General features: G+C 62.2%; 20 protein-coding genes. 4 read left to right on the top strand and 16 right to left on the bottom strand.

The features are described 5' to 3' along the window. Positions 1-87: 87 nt before the first annotated feature. Entirely contained in the window at positions 88-1497 is a 1410-nt protein-coding gene (locus E1748_RS04565) for an MFS transporter (RefSeq protein WP_133645949.1), read from the top strand. 19 nt (positions 1498-1516) lie between these two features. On the opposite strand, the gene E1748_RS04560 is transcribed toward E1748_RS04565, so the two are convergent. The 12 genes from E1748_RS04560 to E1748_RS31690 form a co-directional block, all read right to left on the bottom strand. Next, entirely contained in the window at positions 1517-2524 is a 1008-nt protein-coding gene (locus E1748_RS04560) for a DUF2891 domain-containing protein (protein WP_133645948.1), read from the bottom strand. 131 nt (positions 2525-2655) lie between these two features. Further along, on the bottom strand, positions 2656-3960 hold the full coding sequence (locus E1748_RS04555; RefSeq protein WP_133645947.1) for an NAD(P)/FAD-dependent oxidoreductase: 1305 nt from the start codon (positions 3958-3960) through the stop codon (positions 2656-2658). Next, the gene (locus E1748_RS04550; protein ID WP_133645946.1) at positions 3960-5255 is read right to left on the bottom strand and encodes an NAD(P)/FAD-dependent oxidoreductase; all 1296 of its coding nucleotides are present in this window, start codon (positions 5253-5255) and stop codon (positions 3960-3962) included. The genes E1748_RS04555 and E1748_RS04550 overlap by 1 nt, the downstream gene beginning before the upstream one ends. A gap of 59 nt (positions 5256-5314) precedes the next feature. Next, entirely contained in the window at positions 5315-6904 is a 1590-nt protein-coding gene (locus tag E1748_RS04545) for a DUF3138 family protein (protein ID WP_133645945.1), read from the bottom strand. A 36-nt stretch (positions 6905-6940) separates the two neighbouring features. Then, positions 6941-7849: an ABC transporter permease subunit gene (locus E1748_RS04540; RefSeq protein WP_133645944.1), complete on the bottom strand. Its 909-nt coding sequence runs from the start codon at positions 7847-7849 to the stop codon at positions 6941-6943. Further along, positions 7846-8799 (bottom strand): ABC transporter permease subunit, encoded by a 954-nt coding sequence (locus E1748_RS04535; protein ID WP_133645943.1) that lies wholly within the window; start codon positions 8797-8799, stop codon positions 7846-7848. The genes E1748_RS04540 and E1748_RS04535 overlap by 4 nt, the downstream gene beginning before the upstream one ends. Further along, on the bottom strand, positions 8796-9950 hold the full coding sequence (locus E1748_RS04530; RefSeq protein ID WP_133645942.1) for an ABC transporter ATP-binding protein: 1155 nt from the start codon (positions 9948-9950) through the stop codon (positions 8796-8798). The genes E1748_RS04535 and E1748_RS04530 overlap by 4 nt, the downstream gene beginning before the upstream one ends. A gap of 218 nt (positions 9951-10168) precedes the next feature. After that, the gene (locus tag E1748_RS04525) at positions 10169-11290 is read right to left on the bottom strand and encodes a polyamine ABC transporter substrate-binding protein (protein WP_133645941.1); all 1122 of its coding nucleotides are present in this window, start codon (positions 11288-11290) and stop codon (positions 10169-10171) included. Between the two features lie 78 nt (positions 11291-11368). After that, positions 11369-12805 carry an aspartate aminotransferase family protein gene (locus tag E1748_RS04520; protein WP_133645940.1) on the bottom strand — a complete coding sequence of 479 codons (1437 nt, stop codon included), beginning with the start codon at positions 12803-12805 and terminating at the stop codon, positions 11369-11371. A 58-nt stretch (positions 12806-12863) separates the two neighbouring features. Continuing rightward, complete coding sequence (locus E1748_RS04515; protein ID WP_133645939.1) at positions 12864-14198, bottom strand: glutamine synthetase family protein; 1335 nt, start codon at positions 14196-14198, stop codon at positions 12864-12866. A 60-nt stretch (positions 14199-14258) separates the two neighbouring features. Beyond that, positions 14259-15035: a gamma-glutamyl-gamma-aminobutyrate hydrolase family protein gene (locus tag E1748_RS04510; protein ID WP_133645938.1), complete on the bottom strand. Its 777-nt coding sequence runs from the start codon at positions 15033-15035 to the stop codon at positions 14259-14261. Between the two features lie 302 nt (positions 15036-15337). Next, positions 15338-15544 (bottom strand): hypothetical protein, encoded by a 207-nt coding sequence (locus E1748_RS31690; RefSeq protein ID WP_133645937.1) that lies wholly within the window; start codon positions 15542-15544, stop codon positions 15338-15340. Positions 15545-15976: 432 nt separating this feature from the next. Here E1748_RS31690 and E1748_RS04500 point away from each other — a divergent pair, with 432 nt between their 5' ends. From E1748_RS04500 to speB, 3 genes are all read left to right on the top strand, one after another. Then, positions 15977-16528 carry a cupin domain-containing protein gene (locus E1748_RS04500; RefSeq protein ID WP_133645936.1) on the top strand — a complete coding sequence of 184 codons (552 nt, stop codon included), beginning with the start codon at positions 15977-15979 and terminating at the stop codon, positions 16526-16528. A gap of 90 nt (positions 16529-16618) precedes the next feature. Further along, the gene (locus tag E1748_RS04495) at positions 16619-18109 is read left to right on the top strand and encodes an aldehyde dehydrogenase (RefSeq protein ID WP_133645935.1); all 1491 of its coding nucleotides are present in this window, start codon (positions 16619-16621) and stop codon (positions 18107-18109) included. 131 nt (positions 18110-18240) lie between these two features. Then, positions 18241-19203: an agmatinase gene (gene speB / locus E1748_RS04490; protein WP_133645934.1), complete on the top strand. Its 963-nt coding sequence runs from the start codon at positions 18241-18243 to the stop codon at positions 19201-19203. 228 nt (positions 19204-19431) lie between these two features. Here speB and E1748_RS04485 read toward each other — a convergent pair whose 3' ends face one another. The 4 genes from E1748_RS04485 to E1748_RS04470 all read right to left on the bottom strand — a co-directional run bounded on the left by E1748_RS04485 (position 19432) and on the right by E1748_RS04470 (position 23723). Beyond that, positions 19432-20109, bottom strand: coding sequence for a hypothetical protein (locus tag E1748_RS04485; protein ID WP_133645933.1), 678 nt, complete (start codon positions 20107-20109; stop codon positions 19432-19434). Positions 20110-20689: 580 nt separating this feature from the next. Beyond that, a complete protein-coding gene (locus E1748_RS04480) occupies positions 20690-21898 on the bottom strand; it encodes an MFS transporter (protein WP_240766317.1) in 1209 nt (402 codons plus the stop codon). Beyond that, positions 21895-22428, bottom strand: a complete 534-nt coding sequence (locus E1748_RS04475; protein WP_133645931.1) for a MarR family winged helix-turn-helix transcriptional regulator — start codon at positions 22426-22428, stop codon at positions 21895-21897. The genes E1748_RS04480 and E1748_RS04475 overlap by 4 nt, the downstream gene beginning before the upstream one ends. A gap of 182 nt (positions 22429-22610) precedes the next feature. Further along, on the bottom strand, positions 22611-23723 hold the full coding sequence (locus E1748_RS04470) for a porin (RefSeq protein WP_133645930.1): 1113 nt from the start codon (positions 23721-23723) through the stop codon (positions 22611-22613). Between the last annotated feature and the right edge of the window lie 142 nt (positions 23724-23865).

Below are 23865 nucleotides of genomic sequence, written 5' to 3'. Positions count from 1 at the left end.
GCGTGCAGCTAGAATGCAGGCCAGACCCGCATCCGGCCACGCGCGCCGACGGCTAATAGACTAAAGAGAGTCGAAAGAGGAGACGACATGGCATCATCCGACCGACCCGCGAGCGCAGCACACAATATCGACGCCGGCACGATCTCGGCGCGGCTCGACCGGTTACCGGCGACGCGCTCGATCTGGACGCTCGTCGTGCTGCTGAGTCTCGGCTTCTTCTTCGAGCTGTACGACCTGCTATATACGGGCTACGTCGCGCCTGGCCTTGTCAAAAGCGGCCTGCTGACGTCGACCACGCAAGGTCTGTTCGGCACGACCGGTGTCGCGAGTTTTATCGCCGCGCTGTTCGCGGGCCTCTTCATCGGCACGATCGCGTGCGGCTTTCTCGCGGACCGCTTCGGCCGTCGAGCGATCTTCACGTACTCGCTGCTGTGGTACACCGTCGCGAACGTCGTGATGGCGTTCCAGGAGACTGCGACAGGCCTCAACTTCTGGCGCTTCGTCGCGGGGATCGGCATCGGCGTCGAACTCGTGACGATCGGCACGTACATTTCCGAGCTGGTGCCGAAGCACATTCGCGGCCGCGCGTTCGCGTGCGAGCAGGCGGTCGGCTTCACCGCGGTACCGGTGGTCGCATTCCTCGCTTACCTGCTGGTGCCGCGCACGCTGTTCGGGCTCGATGGGTGGCGCTGGGTCGTGCTGATTGGTGCTCATGGGGCGCTGTTCGTCTGGTGGATTCGCCGGCAGTTGCCGGAAAGCCCACGCTGGCTCGCGCAGCAGGGGCGCCTCGACGAAGCGGATCGCGTGATGCGGATGCTCGAAGCGAAAGCGGAGGCCGAGTCGGGCAGGCCGCTACCGCCGCCCGCAGCGGCAACGCCGGTTGTCGCGCAAGGCCGTTTCTCCGACATGTGGGTGCCGCCGTATCGCAGCCGCACGCTGATGCTGGTGATCTTCAACGTGTTCCAGACGGTCGGCTTCTACGGCTTCGCGAACTGGGTGCCGACGCTGCTGATCAAGCAGGGCATCACGGTGACGACGAGCCTGATGTATTCGACGCTGATTGCGCTCGCCGCGCCGGTCGGTCCGTTGATCGGCCTCTGGATTGCCGACCGCCTCGAGCGCAGGACGGTGATCGTCGCGATGGCCGCGGCGAACATCGTCTGCGGGTTGTGGTTCAGCCAGGTCGCGGACGCGGTGCTGCTCGTGACGCTCGGCATCGGCCTGACGCTCGCGAACAACATCATGTCGTACAGCTTCCACGCGTATCAGTCGGAGCTTTTTCCGACCAGCATCCGTGCGCGTGCGGTGGGCTTCGTTTATTCGTGGAGCCGGTTTTCTGCGATCTTTACCGCGTTTCTGATTGCGTGGGTGTTGCGGCTGTTCGGTGCTGTCGGCGTGTTTGTGTTTATCGCGGGGGCGATGGCGGTTGTGATGCTGGCGATTGGGCTGCTTGGTCCTCGAACGCGGGGTATTGCGCTCGAAGACATCTCACACTGACGCAACCGACGACGCTCGCCTAAGCCTCAAGCGCAAGCGTCGCAAACGTAGCAAGCCAATGCTCGCCCATGTAGTCACCCGCAACGTGTGCGAGCGCGCTATCCAGATGACGCTGCGCCGCGTCTTCGAGCCGCGCACGTCGAGCATCGCCAACGGGTAGCGCACGCGCAAGCGAACGCTGGCACCACGCGCGGCTCAGATTCAGCCCGTCCAGATGCGCGATCTTGCCGTCGCTGCGATCGCTGACCGTAACCGGTGCGAACAGCGTCGCGGGCTGGCTCTGCGCGAGATCGGGCAGGAAACGCGCGAACCATTCGGCGAACTCCGACGCAGGCAGCACGCGACGCATCAACTCCGCTTCCATCAACGACGGCGACAGAAACTCATCGCCCGCAGGCTCCCACGCCTGGCATCCAACGTCGTTCAGATACCAGCGCTTTGCTGTCTCGACGATCAACGCAGCGAGCCCATCACGTGACGTCGCACGCGCGAAATCGAGCGTCAACGCAAGCGCGAACGCCATGTTGAAATGCGTGCCGACACGCAGCGGATAAGTCGCCTTCGGCAGAAACTCCTCGAAGCGCTCGACGAATGCATCGGTGAGCGGCGCGAACGTCGCGGCCCAGCGCGCGGCATTGGGATGCTTCAGCGCATCGAGTTGTGCCGACAGCGCAAGCAGCCAAGCCCAGCCATACGGCCGCTCGAAACCGCGATTGCCCGGCAGATCGAGGTATGCGCGTTCGCCGGCCACGTTCGCATCGGTGAAGTGTTCGTCGACCGTTGCGACGATACGCGCGGCCTCGGGCAGATCGGGATAGCGTTCGAGCAGATGCAGCACGAGCCAGTACCCATGCACGCATGAGTGCCAGTCATAGCTGCCGTAGAAGATCGGATGCAGCGCACGCGGCCCCTGCACGTCCTGCGGACCGGCGAGCGAGTGCGTGAGCTTGTTCGGGTATTCGCGCGTCAGGTGATCGAGCGCGAGCGTAGCGAATTTCGATGCAATAGCAGCGGTGAGTTGGGTCATCGATGTCTCTTCGGAAGGGCCGGGACGCGTCCGGCACGGATGCCGGACATTACACGTCGATTTTAAGGCGGTTTTGCGTCGACCATGCGACGGCCTTCGTCGCGAGAGACACCGAATGAACACCGAACCCGCTAGAACAGTTCGAGTATCCGGTGATACAGCATGCCGATTTCGAGCGCCGGCCCGCGCAGCGCAGGGCCGCCCGGAAAGCGCGCATGCTTCAGCTTCGCGAACAGATCGAATGCCGCGCCATCACCTGCAATCGCCTGCGCGACGACACGGCCCGCGATGCCGGTCAGCGCCACGCCATGACCGGAAAACCCCTGCACGTAGAAGTAATTCGGATCGATCCGGCCGAAGTCCGGCGCACGGTTGCGCGTGACGTCGACGAAACCGCCCCATGCGTAGGCTGTTTTCACGTCGGCGAGTTGCGGGAACACGCCGAGCATCCGCTGACGGATCGCGTCTGAGAGCTGCGCAGGCGATGCACCCGACGAACTCGCGCGACCGCCGAACAGCACACGATGATCGGCCGACAGACGAAAGTAGTCGAGCACGAAGTTGTTGTCGCAGATCGCTTCGCGGCCCGCAATCAGCGCGTTCGCACGCGCCTCGCCGAGCGGTTCGGTCGCGACGATGTACGACGCGATCGGCGCGATGCGCGCAGCGATGCCGGCGGGCAGCACGTTACCGATCGTCGCGTTGCCGCAGGCCGCGACGAAACGGCAGCGCACTTCGCCCGCAGCGGTACGTACGACTGGACGTTCGCCGCGCACGACGTCGATCACCGGCGAATGCGCGAACAGTTGCGCACCTTCGCGCCGTGCGGCATCGGCGAGTCCGAGGCAATACTTGAGCGGATGCAGGTGTCCGGACAACGGATCGTAGACGCCCGCCAGATAGCGCGTCGATTGGACGCGCGCGCGTATTGCATCGGTGTCGAGCCACGACAGCTGCGCATAGCCCCAGCGCTGCGTGGCTGCTTCCATCCATGCACGCAGGTCCGGTACGCGCTTCGGCTTGGTCGCGACGGTCAGATAGCCGTGCGTCAGATCGCAGTCGATGCCATAGCGCTCGACCCGTTCGCGCACCAGCTTTACGCCTTCGACGGACAGCGCCCACGCGGCGCGCGCCCCGTCGAGTCCGAGCTGCTGTTCGATCACCGGATCCTTGGCGAAGCCGACGATCATCTGCCCGCCGTTACGGCCCGATGCACCCCAGCCCGGCCGATGCGCATCGACGACGATCACCGACAGCCCGCGCGCACGGCATTCGAGCGCAACCGACAACCCCGCGAAGCCCGCGCCGATCACGCACACGTCGGCTTCGTGTGTGCCTTGCAGCTGCGGGTCGTCATTCGGCGGGCGCGACACGCTCGCTTCGTACCAGGAATCGCGGATCAGGTCATCCGCACGTCGATCGAGACTGTCGGTCATCAAAGCAGATCCTTCAGGCGATACCACGCCATCGCCAGTACGAGTGCAGGGGTGCGCAGTGTAGCGCCACCGGGGAAATCGCGGTGTTCGATCTTGCCGAACAGATCGAAACGCGACGCCTGACCGCTGATCGCCTCGGCGATCAGTTTGCCTGCGAGTCCGGTCGTGTTGACGCCGTGCCCCGAGAACCCCTGCGCGAAATAAACCGTCGGTTCGAGGCGGCCGAAGTGCGGCGCGCGGTTCATCGTGATGTCGACGAAACCGCCCCACGCATAATCGACCGCGACGTCCGCGAGTTGCGGGAACGTCTTCAGCATATCCTCGCGCATCGCCTGCGCGAGATTGCGCGGCGCGAGCGTCGAGTAGCTGACCTTGCCGCCCCACAGCAATCGACTGTCGGGGGAAGGGCGGAAATAGTCGAGCACGAAGCGGCTGTCGCACACGGCGGCCTGTGCGGGCATCAGCGCATGCGCACGCGCTTCGCCGAGGGGCTCGGTCGCAATCACGTACGTACCGACCGGCATGATCTTGCGCGCAACCGACGGCGCGAGCGCGCCGAGGTACGTGTTGCACGCGAGCACGACGAATTGCGCACGCACAGTGCCGCGTTCGGTCTTGACGACGTGCCTCCCGCCTTCGTGACTCAGTGCGGTGACGCAGCTGTCCTCGAAAATTCTCGCGCCTGCGGCGACGGCCGCACGCGCGAGACCGAGCGTGTAGTTGAGCGGATGAAGATGGCCGCTGTCCGGATCGAACAGTCCGCCGACATAGCGCGACGACTGCACGTACTGGCCGAGCGATTCGCGCTCGACGTAGCGCAGCCGGTCGTAACCGAAACGCGTCGCGGCATCGTCGCGCCAGCGGCGTAAGTCGTCGACGTGACTAGATTTGTTTGCAGCGGTCAGATAGCCAGAAGTCAGATCGCAGTCGATCTGATGTTTGTCGACGCGCATCCGCACGATGTCGAGCGTTTCCTGGCCCATCGCCCAGATACGCTTGACGTCGTCGTCGGGCAGATACTTCGCGAACGTATCGATGTCGCACGCGAAGCCGCCGATCAGCTGGCCGCCGTTGCGTCCGCTCGCGGCCCAGCCGACTTTCGATGCTTCGAGCACCGCGACCGAATGGCCGTGCTCCGCGAGATTCAATGCGGTAGAGATGCCGGTGAGGCCGGCGCCGATCACGCACACGTCGACGGCAATATCGGTGTCGAGCGGCGGATGAACGGTCGTGTCGTTGACGGTGGCCGCGTAGTACGACGCGACGTGTGACTGCTGCGAGAAAAGACCTTGCATATAGGCAGAAAAGCAATCAAGTGGCCGGCGCTTTGAAGTACATGCGCCGGCCGGTCCCGTTAGAACGAGTAGATGAACTGCGTCGCGAGCAGGTCGTTGGACTTGCTGTACGAGCCGTCGTTACGCAGGAACACCTGCTTGTTCGACCAGTCGTGACGGTATTCCACCTTCACGGTGATCTGCTGCGTCGGATAGAACAGCAGGTCGAGTGCGACGTCCTGACGCGTCGAGCCCTTGCATTCGAAACCGAGGCCGCCGTTTGCCTGCGAATTCGCGAGGCAGTCCGCGCCGATGCCGAAGCCGTTCGCCGTGTCCATACCATTCGAATTCAGCGCAATGCCGCCACCACCGCCGCCGTTCTTGCTGTCGACGAGCACATCGTAGCGCAGCGTCGCACCCATCCGTCCGACCACCGGCATGTTGAACTTGCGGTGCGCGAGCAGTGACAGGCCGTACCACTGCGCCTGGCCGCCGTTGAACGCCGCATGCTGCTGCTGGCCGTAGTCGACTTCGGCGTTGTACTGCACGTCCGCGAGCGTGTACGTGAGGTCGGCCTCGCCGAAGAGGAACGTGCCGTACGCGTTCGGCGCCTGTCCACCGACGCCATACGCCGCGGTGCCGCTGGTGGCGTTGAACGCGCTCGGCAGCGTTTGCCGGCCGATGTTGAACGACGCGCCGATATCGAGTGCGCTCGACCACGTATAGTCGGTGCGCGCAGTGAAGGTCGGCACCTTGTTGCTCGTCGTGATCGGATCGCCGAGCGAGTTCACGCCCGTCTGCGTGACGGACCCATACGTGCGGTACTGTTCGTTGCCGAGGAAGAACTTCCACGCCCAGTTGCCCGTTGTGTAGTTCGCGCCGATACCGACGTAGCTGCCCGGATCCGAGAAGTCGTACAGCAGGTTGTGCGTGAGCGTCAGCATCTGGTTCGACTGCTGCACTTCGTAGCCGCCGAAGCTCGGAATCAAACCGGCAACGAGTGTTGTCGTGCTGGTCAACGGCACGTTGACGACGGCCGTGTTCAGGATGTTGTTGCCGATCTCGCCGTGCGAGTTCTGCAGCAGCGTGATCCCGTTGCCGCGGTTCGGCATCAGCGTGATTTCGGCGGACGGGGCCATCGGTCCTACGCCGAACGTCTTCTTGATGTCGAGGTACAGATCGCCGAACGTGCTGTTGAAGTAGTTGTAGCTGCTTTCGTGGTTCGCGAACAGGAACGACGAACCGCCCCCTGCACGGTTGTAGATGTAGGTCGGATCGATGTAGCCCGTCACCGACAGGCCCGCGATCGGCCCGGTGTTCGCGGCGTCTTCGAGCGAATCCACCTTCAGCTGCTGGTTCGCGATCTGCTGCTTCATCGACGTGACGTCGTCGTTGGTCAACGACGCCTGCGCCTTGCCGTACTCCGGCGACGACACGTCGACTGGTGCTGCGGCGACTGCCGGCGTGGTTCCCTTACCCGCAGTACCCGGCGTAGCCGCGACAGCAGGCGTGGCCTTCTTGCTGGCGACCTGCGCGCGCAATTCCTTGACCTCTTTCTGCAACGCGTTCAACTGCGTCTGCATCGCCTTCAACTGCGCGCTGGTGGAGTCGGCCAGCGCGACACCCGGAAGGGTCCCCGCGACCAGCAGACAGATCAGTTTCATCTTCATTGACGTTCTCCTTGTAGTCGTATTGCGAGGCACTGCTTATGCGCGCGCCGCGTCGAGCGCTTTTGTCGTGGCGGCAGGTTGAAGAGGGGAGGCGGATGCGTCCGGTGCGGGCGACGCGAACGCGAGTTGCATGTCGCGCATGTGCTTGCGTTCGCGCGACAGCATCCATCGGTTGACTGCGATCACGCCGATCGTCACGATCGTGATGAAGATCGTCGCGAGTGCGTTCATCTCCGGATTCAGGCCGAGCCGCACGCGCGAGAACACGACGAGCGGCAGCGTCGTCGAGCCTGGGCCCGACAGGAACGCGGACAGCACGAGGTCGTCGATCGACAGCGTGAACGACAGCAGCCAGCCGGCCATCAGCGCCTGCGAGATCAGCGGCAGCGTGATCAGGAAGAACACTTTCAGCGGCGTCGCGCCGAGATCGAGCGCGGCTTCTTCGAGCGACTTGTTCAGTTCCTTTACACGCGACTGCACGATGATCGCGACGTAGGACACGCACAGCATCACGTGACCGATCCAGATGGTCAGCACGCCGCGTCCCTTCGGCCAGCCGAGCATCTGTTCGAGCGCGACGAACAGCAGCAGCAGCGAGATGCCCTGGATCACCTCGGGAATCACGAGCGGCGCGTTGACCATCCCCGCGAAAAACGTGAAGCCGCGAAACCGTCCGAAGCGCGCGAGCACGAAGCCGGCCCACGTGCCGATCACGACCGACGCGCACGCGGTCATCAAGCCGATCTTCAGCGACAGCCACGCGGCCGTGAGCAGTTCGTCGTCCTGCAGCAGTGCGCCGTACCACTTCAGCGAGAAACCCGACCATACGGTGACGAGCTTCGACTCGTTGAACGAGAACACCACGAGGCTGATGATCGGGATGTAGAGGAACAGGAAGCCCAGCGTCAGTACGCCGGCAGAAAGTTTCTTGTTTGGCTGGATCATTTCGCGCCCTCCAGTTCCTTGACCTGGTAGTACTGGAACACGGCCATCGGCACGAGCAGCAGCAACACCATCGCGACCGTGACAGCGGACGCCATGGGCCAGTCCATGTCGTTGAAGAATTCATCCCACATGACGCGGCCGATCATCAACGTGTCGGCGCCGCCGAGCAGTTCCGGGATCACGTACTCGCCCACTGCAGGAATGAACACGAGCAGACTGCCGGCGATGATCCCGTTCTTCGACAGCGGCAGCGTGATTCGCGTGAATGCGGTCCACGGTTTTGCGCCGAGGTCGTACGCGGCTTCGAGCAGCGTGAGATCCATCTTCACGAGGTGCGCATAGAGCGGCATCACCATGAACGGCAGGTACGAATACACCATGCCGATATAGACGCCCGCATCCGTGTGATAGAGCCGCAGCGGCGTGTGGATGATGCCGAGTGCGATCAGCGTGTGGTTGAGCAGACCGTCGTCCTTCAGGATGCCGATCCATGCATACACGCGGATCAGGAACGACGTCCAGAACGGCAACATCACGCCCATCATCAGCAGGTTGCGCGTGGCCGGCGCCGAGCGCGCGATGTAGTACGCAATCGGATAGCCGATCAACAGACAGCAGAGCGTCGACACCGCGGCCATCTTCACCGAGCTGAGGTAGGTCGCTGCGTACAGACTGTCCTGCAACAGGAACGCGTAGTGGCCGAACTGCAGCGCGAAATGGACCATGCCGTCTTTCGCGGTCATCAGCTCGGTGTACGGCGGAATGCCGAGCCGCAGATCCGCGAAGCTGATTTTCAGCACCAGCACGAACGGCAACGCGAAGAACAGCGCGAGCCAGATGAACGGCACGCCGATAACCGTGGTGCGGCCGGACGGCACGAAGCGCCAGAAGAAGCCGGTGCGTTGCCCGGCGGTGAGCGCGGTGGGGGAGGTGGGGGCGGTCGTTCTCATTGCGTCAGCACCACGCCGCTTGCCGGCGACCAATGGACGAACACGTCGTCGTTCCACGAGGGCGCGCCCTCGTTCATCAGATGCGAGCTCGACAGATTCGACACGACGACCTTGCCGCTCGGCAGACGCACGTGATACAGCGAATAGCTGCCCATATACGCGACATCGGAGACGATGCCGCGCGCCCAGTTGTGCGGCACGGCCGGGCGTTCGCGCGACACCCGTACGCGTTCCGGGCGCACCGAGATGCCGACCGGCATCCCGAGCGGTCCGGTCACGCCGTGGCTCACGTACATCCGCGCTTCGAGATCCTGGCTCTCGACGAAAATATGATCCGGCTCGTCCTCGACGACGACACCTTCGAACAGGTTCGTCGTACCGATGAACTCGGCGGAGAAGCGGCTGTTCGGAAATTCATAAACGTGGGATGGCGAACCGATCTGCACGATGCGGCCTTCGCTCATCACCGCGAGTCGGCCGGCCATCGTCATCGCTTCTTCCTGATCGTGGGTGACCATCACGCACGTCACGTCCACTTTCTCGATGATGTTGACCAGTTCGAGCTGGGTCTTCTGACGAATCTTTTTGTCGAGCGCGGACATCGGTTCGTCGAGCAGCAGCAGCTTCGGCCGCTTGACGAGCGAACGCGCGAGCGCGACGCGCTGCTGCTGGCCGCCCGACAGTTGATGCGGCTTGCGCTGTCCATACTTGCTCATCTGCACGAGATTCAGCGCATCGGCGACACGCTCCTTGATCTCGTTCTTCGGCACGCCTTCCTGCTTGAGGCCGAACGCGATGTTCGACTCGACCGTCATGTGCGGAAAGAGCGCGTACGACTGGAACATCATGTTCACCGGGCGCTTGTACGGCGGCAGCGAGGCCAGATCTTCGCCTTCGACGAAGATACGCCCCGACGTGACCGTCTCGAGCCCCGCGAGCATCCGCAGCAGCGTGGACTTGCCGCAGCCTGAGCTACCGAGCAGCGCGAACAGTTCGTTCTTCGCGATGTTCAGGCTGACGTTGTCGACAGCGACACTGTCGCCGAATTTCTTCACGACGTTTTCGATGCGGACAAATTCATCCGTGTTCGATTTCGTCGCGACCGTTTGACCTGCCGGATTGGCGGTCTGAGAGGAAGGCGTCGATTTCATGGTGTAACCACTCGTTGCGGATCGCAGGCGTGAGCGTCCCCGTGCGAGGCGCGCGAGCGGCCCGCAAAGAGGTCAAGCGATCGGAAAACATGGGACTGCGCGTGTGACGGCGCAGGCTAACTGCCGTACTGCGTACTTCGGGCGGGCAGGGATCGAGCGACCCCTGCACCGCGGATGTCGTCAGCGTTCAAGCAGAGTCCTGGGTTGAACCAGCAAGCTCAATGACCGGTTTTCAGCTGCGCCCACAGGCGGTTCTGCAGTCGCAGGATGTCCGTCGGCATCGGCCGCATCAGCGTCATCTTGCTCAGCACGTCGTCGCCCGGATACACGGTCGTGTCCTGTGAAACACCCGGAATCACGAACTGGCGCGCGGCCTTGTTCGCAGTCGGGTAGAACACTTCGTTGGTGATCGCGGCGTTGACCTTCGGGTCCTCGATGTAGTTGATCCATTTCATCGCGGCTTCCGGATGCGGCGCGTCCTTCGGTACGACCATCACGTCGAACCACAGCAGGCCGCCTTCCTTCGCGTTCGAGAACTTGATCTCGTACGAGCGCTTCGCTTCCTGCGTGCGGCGGCGTGCGATGCCGACGTCGCCGGACCAGCCGACCGCGACGCACACGTCGTTGTTCGCGAGATCGTTGATGTAGCCCGACGAGTTGAACTGCGTGATGTACGGGCGGACTTTCTTCAGCACTTCGAACGCAGCCTGGTAGTCGGCCGGGTTCGTGCTGTTCGGATCCTTGTGCATGTACTGCAGCGTCGCGGCGAACACGTCGACGGCCTGGTCGAGGAACGATACGCCGCAGCCCTTCAGCTTCGACAGGTTCGCCGGATCGAACACGAGTGCCCAGCTGTCGACCGGCGCGTTTGCACCGAGTGCCTTCTGCACGGCCTGCACGTTATAGCCGATGCCGTCGGTACCGTAGGCCCAGGGCACGCCGTACTGGTTGCCCGGATCGGCGTCGGCGATCATTTTCATCAACACGGGGTCGAGGTTCTTCAGGTTCGGCATCTGCGCCTTGTCGAGCTTCTGGTAGACGCCCGCCTGAATCTGTTTGGCCATGTAGTTCGAGGTGGGCACGACGATGTCGTAGCCCGAACTGCCGGCGAGCAGCTTCGCCTGCAGTGTGTCGTCGCTGTCGTAGTTATCGTATTTGACGTGGATGCCGGACTCTTTCTCGAAGTTCGGAATCGTGTCCTTCGCGATGTAGTCGGACCAGTTATAGACGTTCAGCTCATTGTCGGCCGCGAGTGCCGGCGTAACAGGGAGCGCGGCGAGTCCTGCAACGACGGCTACCGCGGCCCCCGCGACCGCATGACGAAGATGACGAACACTCATGGTTTTTTCCTCTGAAGTTGAAGTCCCGGCATGGCTCGACGGCGTGTGGGGCGCCGTGCCTGCCAGGACGGACGGGCGTTACCAGACACCTACTTGTTGCGCGGTCGCATCGAGTGCTTTCTTCGCCTTCGATACGATCTCGTCGATTTCCTGCTTCGTGATCACGAGCGGCGGCGACAGCAGCATCCGGTCGCCGGTCGCACGCATGACCAGGTTGCCGTTGAAGCAGAAGTCGCGGCAGATCGTGCCGACGTCGCCGCCGTTCGCGAAACGCTTGCGCGCTTTCGGCACTTCGGCGAGTTGCAGACCCGCGACGAGTCCCGCACCGGAGATGTCGCCGACGATCGGATGGCCCGCGAACGTGTCGCGCAACTGCTGCTGAAAGTACGGGCCGGTATCGGTCTTCACGCGCTCGACGATCTTCTCGTCGCGCAGCAGTTTCAGGTTCGCGACCGCGACCGCTGCCGCGACCGGGTGCCCCGAATAGGTCAGGCCATGATTGAATTCGCCGTTCTCGACGATCGCCTTCGCGATGCGATCGTGCAGGCCGACCGCGCCCATCGGCACGTAGCCGCTCGTCAAACCCTTCGCGAGCGTGATGAGATCGGGCTCGAAACCGAAGTGCTGATGCGCGAACCATTCGCCGGTGCGGCCGAAACCGCCGATCACTTCGTCGGCGACGAGCAGGACGTCGTACTTGCGGCAGATGCGCTGGATTTCCGGCCAGTACGTCGACGGCGGGAAGATCACGCCACCGGCGCCCTGGAACGGCTCACCGATAAACGCGGCGACGTTCTCCGCGCCCAGTTCGAGAATCTTCGCTTCGAGCTGCTGCGCTCGGGCGAGGCCGAATGCTTCCGGCGTTTCGTCTGCGGCGGCTTCGCCGAAGAAATACGGCTGGTCGATGTGTACGATGTGCTCGACCTTCGACGGCATCTGCTCATGCATGTAGCCCATGCCGCCGAGCGTGCCGCCTGCGATCGTCGAACCGTGATAGCCGTTCTTGCGCGAGATCACGTACTTCTTCGACGCTTTGCCTTGCGTCGCCCAGTATTGATGGACGAGGCGCAGCACCGTGTCGTTGCCTTCCGAGCCGCTGTTGCAATAGAAGAAGTGATTGAACGGCGCGGGTGCGAGTTCGGCGAGCAGTGCCGACAGTTCGATTACCGGCGGGTGCGTCGTCTTGAAGAACGTGTTGTAGAACGGCAGTTGCTGCATCTGCTGGTAGGCGGCGTCGGCGAGTTCCTTGCGGCCGTAGCCGACGTTCACGCACCACAGGCCTGCCATCCCGTCGATGATCTTGTTGCCGTCCGAGTCCCACAGGTACACGCCTTTCGCTTTCACGATCACGCGGCTACCCGCGCGATTCAGCGCACCCATGTCGGAAAACGGGTGGATGTGATGCGCGGCATCGAGCGCGCGGTATTCGGCGGTGCTGCGCGGTGCCTGGGCCTGCATGCCGGCGCCTGGCGGTGCCGGTTGAATATAAGCCGATTCTTCGGGTCTGAAACTCATGTTGCCTCCAGTTGTTCGGATGTTGCGTATCGAGCGTATCGGTCAATGAAGCGACGGCTCAGACGTGCAACAGCAAATGCCTGCGTTCCCACGAACTGATCACGCGGAAGAACGCGCCGTATTCCGTTTCCTTCAACGCGAGGTAGGCCTTCACGAACGGCTCGCCGAGAATGCTCGACAGCGGTTCGCATGCGCCCATCAACGTGAGACCTTCCTCGAGATTGCGCGGCAGTTGATACGGTTGCTCGTAGCCGTCGCTGGCGAGCGGTTCGGTTGGTTTAAGACCTTGCGTCATGCCGAGGTAGCCGGCCGCGAGCGTCGCGGCGATCGCGAGGTACGGGTTGCAGTCCACGCCGGGAATGCGGTTCTCGATGCGTCGCGCGGCCGGTCCCGAATGCGGAATCCGGAAGCCCACCGTGCGGTTGTCGTAACCCCACTGCACGTTGATCGGTGCAGCCATGAAGCGCGACAGACGACGGTACGAGTTGATGTACGGCGCGAAAATCGGCATCAGCGCGGGCGTGTATTTCTGCAGCCCGGCGATGTAGCCGTGGAACATGTCGGTCGGCTGGTTGTTCTTGTCGGTGAAGAGGTTGAGGCCGGTTTCCTCGTCGACGAGACTCTGGTGTATGTGCATCGCCGAGCCGGGTTCGTTCTCCATCGGCTTCGACATGAACGTCGCGTACATGTGATGACGCAACGCCGCTTCACGCACCGTGCGCTTGAACAGGAACACGCGGTCGGCGAGATTCAACGGATCGCCGTGCAGGAAGTTGATTTCCATCTGCGCGGCGCCGACTTCATGAATCAGCGTGTCGACTTCGAGCTCCTGAATGTCGCAGTACTCGTAGATGTCTTCGAACAGCGGATCGAACTCGTTCACCGCTTCGATCGAATACGCCTGACGTCCGGTTTCCGGTCGACCCGTACGGCCGATCGGCGGTTGCAATGGCAGGTCGGGGTCCTTGTTCATGTCGACCAGATAGAACTCGAGTTCCGGCGCGACCACGGGTTTCCAGCCCTTTGCCTTATACAGTTCGAGCACGCGGCGCAGTACGCGACGCGGCGAGATTTCGACCGGCGTGCCGTCGAAATGCACGCAATCGTGGATCACCTGCGCGGTAGGGTCGACGGCCCATGGAATGATGCGGATCGTTGACGGATCGGGGACGCACACCATGTCGGGATCGGTGACGCCGGTCAGCGTGCCGTCTTCCGGATAGTCGCCGGTAACGGTCTGGATCATCACGGCCTGTGGCAGGCGCATCGATTCTCCGGATTCGAACTTGCTGCGCGGAATGATCTTGCCGCGCGCGATACCGGCCATGTCGGGGATGATCGCTTCGATCTCGGTGATGCGGTGCTTCTTCAGGAATTCGTCGATCTCATGCATGATTTTTCTCTCTAGGTTTGCGTGGGCCGAGGCTGCGGTGCGATTGCCGGCGGTTGCCGGTCAGTTCGCGCACGCGGCGCTGGCCCTGTTCCGCATTCGCGCACGGCATGCGTCGCCGAACGCGCGGAATATCGCGGTGGATAACGGGTCGGCAGCGTGCTTCCATTCCGGATGCCACTGCAACCCGAGCGCGAAGGCCGATGCCCCCGCGACGCTCACCGCTTCGATCAGTCCGTCCGGTGCGACGGCTTCGGTGACGAGGCCTGTGCCGAGCTTCTCGATTCCCTGGCCGTGCAGCGAATTCACGCGCACGTCGAGCGCACCGTTCGCGAGCCGCTGCAGCAGACCGCCTTGCGTCAGCCGCAGCGCATGGGACGGCCCGTACTGCACATCGAGCTCGTCTTCCTTGTTCTCGCGATGGTCGTCGAACCCCGCCACGTCATGCACGCTTTGATGCAGCGTGCCGCCGAATACCACGTTCATTTCCTGGAAGCCTCTGCAGATCGCGAGCACCGGTACGCCGGCATCGATCGCGGCGCGCATCAGCGGCAGCGTCGTCGCGTCGCGGGCCGCGTCGTGCAGCGTGCCGGGTGTGCTCGGATGGCCGCCGTAACGCTGCGGCTCGACGTTCGAATAGCTGCCGGTAAAGAGCAGCCCATCGACCGTCTGCAGGATGTCGGCCGTTGCCTGACGCTCGCCGAGCGCGGGCAACAGCATCGCGAGCGCCTGCGATCCGTCGACGATAGCGGCGATGTACTTCTCGCCGACCGTGTGCGACGGATGCGCTCCCATCATCGTTCTGTCGGCGCTGATGCCGACGAGGGGCTTCGTATGCATAACGAATCGTTGTATCTGGGCTTTGTGTCTGGGTGGATCGGGGTGCAGCTGATGCACCGTACACGCGGCACGATTCCGCTGCCGTGCGCCGATGCGCAGGGCCGCTAAAACGGCGGGCGGACGGTCGTCAGCGGACCGCGCCGCGTGTGACGAACAGACTTGCCGTTCGCTTCGAACCGTGGCGTCGCGCGGCCGGTGCAATGCACCGGAAGGACACGCGAACGCATACCGCTGCCGGTGCAGAAAAATGCACGGCGCGCAGACGCAAACGGACGAAGCGAACGGCGAAAGGAGGGAAGGCGCTACGGCAGCAGCGAAGCGACTTCGTCGGTACGCACGGCGATAAATGCGCGCGCGGAAATGACGTTATGGCGTCTGACTGAACGGCGGGAAAGGATCGTGAAGACGGACAGAAACCGGCGAAACGCAAGCCTGCCGGTGCTGCCGTCGGCGATGGCGCGGTCAGCGCGAAAACAACTCGCCGGCTGACTACGATCCCACCTAACCAAAGGGCCTCGGACTCTCACGATTACACTCGACCTGGTGTTGAAAGTGTTGAACGCCCCACCCGATAAAACGCAAAAAGCGTTTAAAGAAACGGGACGCCGGTCTTGTCATACTTGATCGCTGCCGGCCCTTGCGTTGCACCGCGAACAGCGGGCGAAATACCTTGCATGGGGCGATTACGACGGCATGACGGATGACCTGTAGTTCAGCATATACGAGCCAAAAATGCCGTCAAATGCTTTTTGCGAAACCTCGCTCAGGGCTTACCCGGAGCATTGCAGCGAATTGCAGCCCTTAGGAATGCCGTTTGCGCACGCAATATTTCGATGACCTTTCAGGGTTTTCACGGACAGCGCGCCGATTAAAGTGATTAGAATATTCAACACTCGCAGCCGCGTTTCGCGTGCATGCCCACCTGTTCGACGAGCATATCGATGTCCATAGAAGTAGCGACCCGCCTGCAGTACATCCGCAAAAAAAATGGTCTGTCGCAGCGCGAGCTCGCGAAACGCGCGGGCGTGACGAACGGCACGATTTCATTGATCGAACAGAATCGCGTGAGCCCTTCGGTGGGATCGCTGAAGAAACTGCTCGAATGCATACCGATGAGTCTCGCCGAGTTCTTCACGTTCGAAGTCGAGGCGAGTCGCGGTGTCGTGTCGCGGCGCGCGGAGATGCCGAACCTCGGCAACGAATCGATTGAGTTCTATCTCGCGGGGTCCGGCATGAAGGACCGCAACATGTGCATCATGCGCGAGGTGTATCAACCCCTTTCCGATACCGGCCCGGAGATGCTGCAGCACGCGGGACACGAGGGCGGCGTCGTGGTCAGCGGTCAGATCGAACTGACCGTCGACGGTACGACGTGGCTGCTCGACCCTGGTGACAGCTACTACTTCGAGAGCCGCATTCCACACCGTTTTCGCAATCCCAGCGCGGAGCAGATCTGCGAAGTCGTGTCGGCGAATTCACCGCCTACATTCTGACTTTCCGATGTTCTGACGCCGCGTCAACGCGTTCGTCGCGTACGTCCATGGTTAAAGCGCGCCGGCGAACCAAACAATTGAGGCATCCTGATGGACAAGCGAACGCTCGCATACTGGCAGGACAAGGCCGCTACCCTCTCGATCGAAGGTCGCGCATTTATCGACGGTGCATACCGCGATGCACACGACGGTCGCACGTTCGACTGCGTGAGCCCGATCGACGGCAAGCTGCTCGCGAAGGTCGCCAATAGCGGTGCGGCCGACGTCGATGCAGCAGTCGCCGCCGCGCGCCGCGCATTCGATGCTCGCGTATGGGCCGGACTCAATCCGCGCAAGCGCAAATCTATCCTGCTGCGTTGGGCCGCATCGATGCGCGAGCATCGCGACGAACTGGCGCTGCTCGAAACGCTCGATGCAGGCAAGCCGATCGCCGACACGACCAGCGTCGATGTGCCGGGTGCCGTGTATTGCGTCGAATGGTACGCAGAGGCGATCGATAAGGTCGGCGGCGAAGTGGTGCCGTCGGATCATCACCTGGTCGGCCTCGTCACGCGCGAACCGATCGGTGTTGTCGCTGCCGTCGTGCCGTGGAATTTTCCGATCCTGATGGCCGCGTGGAAATTCGGCCCCGCGCTTGCAGCCGGCAATAGCGTCGTGCTGAAACCGTCGGAGAAATCGCCGCTTACCGCGATCCGCATCGCACAGCTCGCATACGAAGCAGGGATTCCCGCAGGCGTGTTCAACGTCGTGCCGGGCGGCGGCGAGCCGGGCAAGCTGCTTGCACTGCATCGCGATGTCGATTGCCTCGCGTTCACCGGCTCGACCAACGTCGGCAAGCTGATCATGCAATACGCAGGGCAGTCGAACCTGAAACGCGTGTGGCTCGAACTGGGCGGCAAGTCGCCGAACATCGTGCTGCCCGATTGCCCGGATCTCGATCGCGCGGCGAACGCAGCGGCCGGCGCGATTTTCTACAACATGGGCGAGATGTGCACGGCAGGTTCGCGACTGCTCGTGCATCGCGACATCAAGGATGCGTTCCTCGAACGGTTTGCTGTTGCAGCACGCGGTTATACGCCGGGCAATCCGCTCGATCCGCAGACGTCGATGGGTGCGATCGTCGATCAGGTGCAACTCGATCGTGTGCTCGGTTATATCGACGCAGGCCGCACCGAAGCGAAACTGCTGTTCGGCGGCTCGCGCGTCAAACAGGAAACCGGCGGTTTCTATATCGAGCCGACCGCCTTCGACGTGAAGCCCGACGCTAAGATTGCGCGTGAGGAAATCTTCGGACCGGTCCTGTCGGTAATCACGTTCGATACCGTCGACGAAGCGATCAGGATCGCGAACGATAGCGATTATGGTCTCGCCGCCGCCGTATGGACGTCTAACCTCACCACCGCACATGAAGTGTCGCGCGGCCTGCGTGCGGGTACCGTGTGGGTCAACTGCTACGACGAAGGCGGGGATATGAATTTCCCGTTCGGCGGCTACAAGCAATCGGGCAACGGCCGTGACAAGTCGTTGCACGCACTGGAGAAGTACACCGAGCTGAAGTCCACGCTCGTGCGGTTGCGCTAAAGGATTCGCGCACCAGCGCGGCGGGTGCGGCAGCACAGCGCGCCCGCTGCGTTCCCAATGAATCCGTTGCCGGTATGACTCGCGCTTTTCGACAAGGCGCGGGCGCCGGCTTGCTTCTGCAGGTTCATCCCATGACCGAACTGCTCTATGGCGACGGCGCTATTCGCCGTCCGTCCCTTTACGGCTCCTCGATCGAAAACACTTATGCAGGCGTGCTGTCGTTCATGCGGCGACGCTACACACGCGAACTCGAAGGCGCGGATGTCGTCGTGTCGGGCGTACCGCTCGATCTTGCGACCACGTTCCGCTCCGGCGCGCGTCTCGGGCCCGCTGCGGTACGCGCCGCGAGCGTGCAGCTATCGGAATTGCGGCCGTTTCCTTGGGGCTTCAATCCGTTCGACGACCTCGCGGTGACCGACTACGGCGACTGCTGGTTCGACGCGCACAATCCGCTGACCATCAAGCCGTCGATCGTTGAGCATGCGCGCACGATTCTTAAGTCCGACGCAAAGATGCTGACGTTCGGCGGCGATCACTACATTACTTATCCGCTGCTGATTGCGCATGCGGAGAAGTACGGCAAGCCGCTGTCGCTGATTCACTTCGATGCGCACTGCGACACGTGGGCCGACGATAGTCCCGACAGCCTGAATCACGGGTCGATGTTCTACAAGGCGGTGAAGGAAGGGCTGATCGATCCGGCGACGTCGGTGCAGATCGGCATCCGCACGTGGAACGACGACTTCATGGGGATGCAGATTCTTGATGCACCATGGGTGCATGAGCACGGCACGCGCGCGGTGATCGAGCGGATTGAAGCGATCGTCGGCAAGCGGCCTGCTTATCTGACGTTCGATATCGATTGTCTCGATCCGGCGTTTGCGCCGGGTACAGGGACGCCGGTTGCGGGTGGGTTGTCGTCGGCGCAGGCGTTAGCAATCGTGCGCGGGTTGGGGGCGATGAATCTGATCGGCGCGGATGTGGTTGAAGTGTCGCCTGCTTATGATCAGAGTGAGATCACTGCGCTTGCGGCTGCGCATATTGCTTGCGATGTGCTGTGTTTGTGGCGGCAGCAGAAGGTGGGGACGCGGTGAGGTGAGTTGTGCCGGCGCGGCAGTTGTTGTACCGGTCGTCGCGCCGATTCTTGCAAGATCGGATTAGCGCCAATCCGATGGCTTGCGCTCAATCTGCGTGCGATACCATTGATGGGCCAAAGTCGGCGTACCAACGGCGACGCAATCGATACTGGCACCCGCTCAGTGGCGAAGCGACGCGCGATGATTGAATGCCCGTTGTGCTAACCGGGCACTGCGACATCAAGATCAGTGGTTAGCCCACCACTCTGTCGCTTTCTGCTTATCCCAGGCAGGAAGCACGTCGCGATCGATCGACGCATTGCTCAGTGCCGGGAAGTCTTTTTTGAACGCGGTGACGTCGTCATCGAACTGGTCTGACACACTGATGTCCCACGTCCCGCCGCTGAAACCGGTGGCCGCCTGATCGATGAGTGGAATGACCGGCCCGGCACGCAACTCTCCATCTTTGCGTTCGACGACCGTGGCGTCAATGTGACCCAGATATACGATGGAATTCGGCTTGATGTCGACGGTCTCGTGAAGCGGTGCGAAGAACATGCCGTGGAACGGGAATATGCCACTTTGCCCCGTAATTCCACGCATCACATATTTTCCCGGAGCCAGCGGAAGTCGAATGAAATAGTGATTGCCCGAGTCGCTTGTCGTCGTTGCCTGGTCGTCAAACTTGAAATTCAACCGGTCTTCGCGATTGTCAGCCGCCCCGCGTTCCATGTTCACCACGATAGGGCTCGGTTGATAGCTGGTGTGATAAGCATTCTTTAGCGTCACCGTCATCAGCGCATACGAATTCTTCGTCGTATCGACGGAACTCGATGTTGTCGTCGGAGACATTGGGGCAACGGTCGCGCAGCCGGAAGTCAACATCACGCCTACGATGGCGAAAATTGTTATGTAGTTTCTCATTGTAGATCGAATTGGGAGTGGAGGAACGCCTGGGACAACCTTCGAATGGGCCCGGTGAGGGAATCGCTAACACCGTTAAAGCGGCGTAGCGTTGCAACCGGCACATTGCAGGTAAACGACAGGTGAAAGAGAAACTTGAGTGTGGCGGCGACGTAATTGTTTTGGACTACCGTCGTTAATAAAATTGAAAGTTGTATGGCGTCCGCACATGCGTGCCGGAACTCGTCTCAGGTATGTGTGACCCAATACGCATATTGAAAAAAGCTTCGTGTTAGCTCGATTGGTCGCTTCGGATCGATCTGAATTTAGTCCGCCCGACGGAACCTGACCCGGCCCCGTGCCGAACCCAGCGGCATAAACAAAACACAACTTCCATGCGAGAATTCCGCGGACACCGCGAGTGAGAGGCCACTCACATGAACCGCCCAACCAGAATTCTTGCTGCGATCGCACTAACCCTATGCCTCGCGTCCATCGCCGCCGGGTTCTACTTCTTCAGATGGCAAGGATCAAACTACGAGTTTGATCCGAAGCACGTCATCACGCCGGGCTGACCGCGGCAAGCGGCGCGCGTTACGCTTTATCGCGCCGACGACATCTCCCCCGACCGCCGCCGCCCCTCGCTCACCCCAACCGCATACACTGCAAGCGAACCACTCAACAACGCAAGCTGCCACATCAACACATCGCTACCCAGCGCCTGCATCGCATACCCCGCGACGAGTGGCCCAACGATCGCGCCCACCCCGAACGACACCGAAATCAACCGCATGCTGCGCCCCGGAGACGTACCCGCCGCAGACGATCCCGCCGCCGCAACCATCCCGAGCGTCAAAAACGCGCTGTTCGCCCCACCGAGCACAAGCGCGCTCACGGCCATCTGCCACGACGACGCATCGGACAATTCGAACGACAGCGTAGCCGCCGTGTTCAACACGGCCGCGACGATCACCGCCGAAGCAAGCCCCGCACGATCAGCGAACCAGCCGATCGGAAATTGCAACGCGATCGCGCCGATGCCAAGGAAGGTCAGCAGCGTTGCGGCCTGCGTGCTGCCCAGCCCGCGCCCCGCTGCGAACAGCGGCAGCAGACCGTATAGCGCACCATCGCTGAGCCCACCGATTGCCGCGACGACCATCCCAAGACAGACGAGCCCATCGATCGGTTCGAACCTCGGCACGCACAACGACAAAGGCGAGCGAACCCGCGCACGCACATGCATCCGACGATCGTAACGCGTGACGCACAACGGCAACGCCGCAAGGAGTGTGAACGCAGCCCCCGCGCCAAACGTAATACGTCCATCGACACCAGACAGCGCCGCAAGCGCCGGCGCGACGACACCCGCAGTCGCGATCAACGCTTCATGCACACCGACAATCCGTCCGCTCGATTCCGCCGGCACGAGCCCATACAACCAGGTCTCGTTGCCGATCCAGCGCAGCCCGAGCCCGACACCGATCAACACGCCCGGCACGATCCACAACGGCCAGCCGACAAAACCCATCATCGCGAACGCCAACGCCGTCAACGCGAGACCGATCAGCACGGTCTGCTTCGCCCCGATCCGCGCAAGCAACAGAGGCGCGACGAGCAACCCCGCCAGCATGCCGGCGCATTCCGCACCCGAAAATATTCCCGCGCGCGGCGCGTCGAGCCCCTGATACGCGAGCCACACCGGCAACACCATGAAGCCCAGACCGAACTGCGCGATCTGTGCGAACGTCGACACTGCATTCAACGCACCGACCGCGCGCCAATCGATCGGCGTCGTGCCAGGCGTGTTCACGACGCACTCCGCGCCGGCATCGGCAGCCCCTGTTCGCGGCATTCCACCGGACAGCCCGCCTTCAGGCACGGCCCGTCGTCGCAGAAGCGGCACAACTGCATCGCGTGCGCCGGGCTGCGCGTTTCTTCCCACAGGATCTTGATCAGCAGACTTTCGAGCGTGCCGCGTTCATCGTCGTCGAGACGGCCGACGATGCGCTTCAGCATCCGGTCGCGCGCACTGCGCATGCGCTGCATTTCTCGGCGACCCGTGGCCGTCAACGCGAGCTTCACCGCGCGGCGGTCGTCGCCTGCTTTCTTCTGGACGAAGCCTGCATCGACGAGCCCCGCGACCGCGCGCACCGCTGCAGGATGCGACAGATCGACGGCCTCGCGCAGCGTTTCGATCGACGAATCGGGGTACTGTCCGACCGCGTTCAGCATCGCGCGCGTGGTCGCGCCGGCGAGGGCGGGTGGCGCGTCCTGATCGTTCATTTCATCGGTGATCAGCACGGCGAGCACGCCGAGCAGGTTTTCCATCCGCCGTGTCATCGAGTCACCTATTCATGTGCAGTGTGCATATATGCATGTTGCACACAAAAATCGGAAAACGCAAGGACGGTGAAACCCTGGATACGGTGTTAAAGGAGGGGGATAAAGCGCAGGAGGGAGAGCAACAAACAACGCGCGGCGACAGCACAAAGCCAGCCGCCGCGCGGATACTACGATCAGAATCAGAACGAGTGCTGGATACCCGCGTACACACCCGACTGGCTATGACCGACAAGCGGATTGTCGGTTGCGGCGGTATCGCCCGCATTGTTCGCATTCAGCCCAAAGTTTGCCGTCTTGCTGTTCTGCACCGTAGCAATCTGCAGGTCGAGCAGTGTGCGCTTCGACAGGTTGTAGCTGCCGCCGATCGTGTAGATCGTCGCGTTGCCCTGGCCCTTGTTCGCGTTCACGTGATACACGGCTGCGATCAGCGCGGCGGCCGGCGTGGCCTGGTACGTTATGCCGCCCCATTCGTGATCGAGCGTGGTCGGCGAGCCCGTCGCCACGCCGTCGCCCGACGTGCGGATCGCCTGATACGCGCCCTGGATCTTGAACTTGCCGAGGAACACGTTGACGGCCGCCGTGTATTCGCGCGATGCGTTGAACGGGTCGGTCAGCTGGCCGTTTTGCGAATTGCGGATTTCGTCGTAGATGCCGCGTACCTGAAAGAGCGGCGACGTGTAGGTCAGCTGCAGACCGGCCCAGCGACCTTGCGGCGTCGAGCCGTTACCGTTCCAGTTGGTCGCATTCGACAGCGCGTACTGGCCGAACGCATCGAACCCGCCGAACGTCGGCGACTGATACGAAATGTTGTTACTCGAATGCAGCCAGTTGCGGCCGCGCACCAGCGACGCCGACGACCAGTTCGACTGACCGAACGGATCGAAGTCCCACACGCCGTTCGAGATGAACAGTTCGCGACCGAGCAGCAACGTACCGAACTGCTGGCTCGCGATACCGACCGTCGCGTATCGATCGAAGAGACCGTCGGGGCTCATCGTGCCGTTCATCGTATTGAACGAGCCTTCCAGGTGGAACACTGCTGCGAGTCCGTTGCCGAGATCCTCGCGACCCTTCAAGCCCCACAGGCTCGTGCCCCAGTCGCCGCTTTCCGCCCTGAAGCGATGTGAACTTCCAGTGGCCTGGCCGTTGGCGCCGACGCCTGTCGGTACGCCGGTCATGTATTCGAGGCCCGCGTCGACGCGTCCGTACAGCGTGACGCTGGATTGCGCCTGGGCCCCGGCTGCGGCTGTCGTCAACAACGCCGCGACCATGAGTGTCTTCCTCTTTCTCATCCTTTTCTCCGCGTGATGGAGCGGACCGACTGCATCCGCGCCGGCATAGATTTATATGCGTTTATCGAGAGGCTACGTGAGGATCGATGACGGATTGTGCGGACAACGTGGATTGCTTCGCACAGCAAATCTCAATATGTGG

It is taken from the genome of Paraburkholderia flava, assembly GCF_004359985.1.
GTDB classification, from domain to species: domain Bacteria; phylum Pseudomonadota; class Gammaproteobacteria; order Burkholderiales; family Burkholderiaceae; genus Paraburkholderia; species Paraburkholderia flava.
The sequence above is the reverse complement of the archived record's forward strand: the minus strand, read 5'-3'. Positions and strand labels throughout refer to the sequence as shown.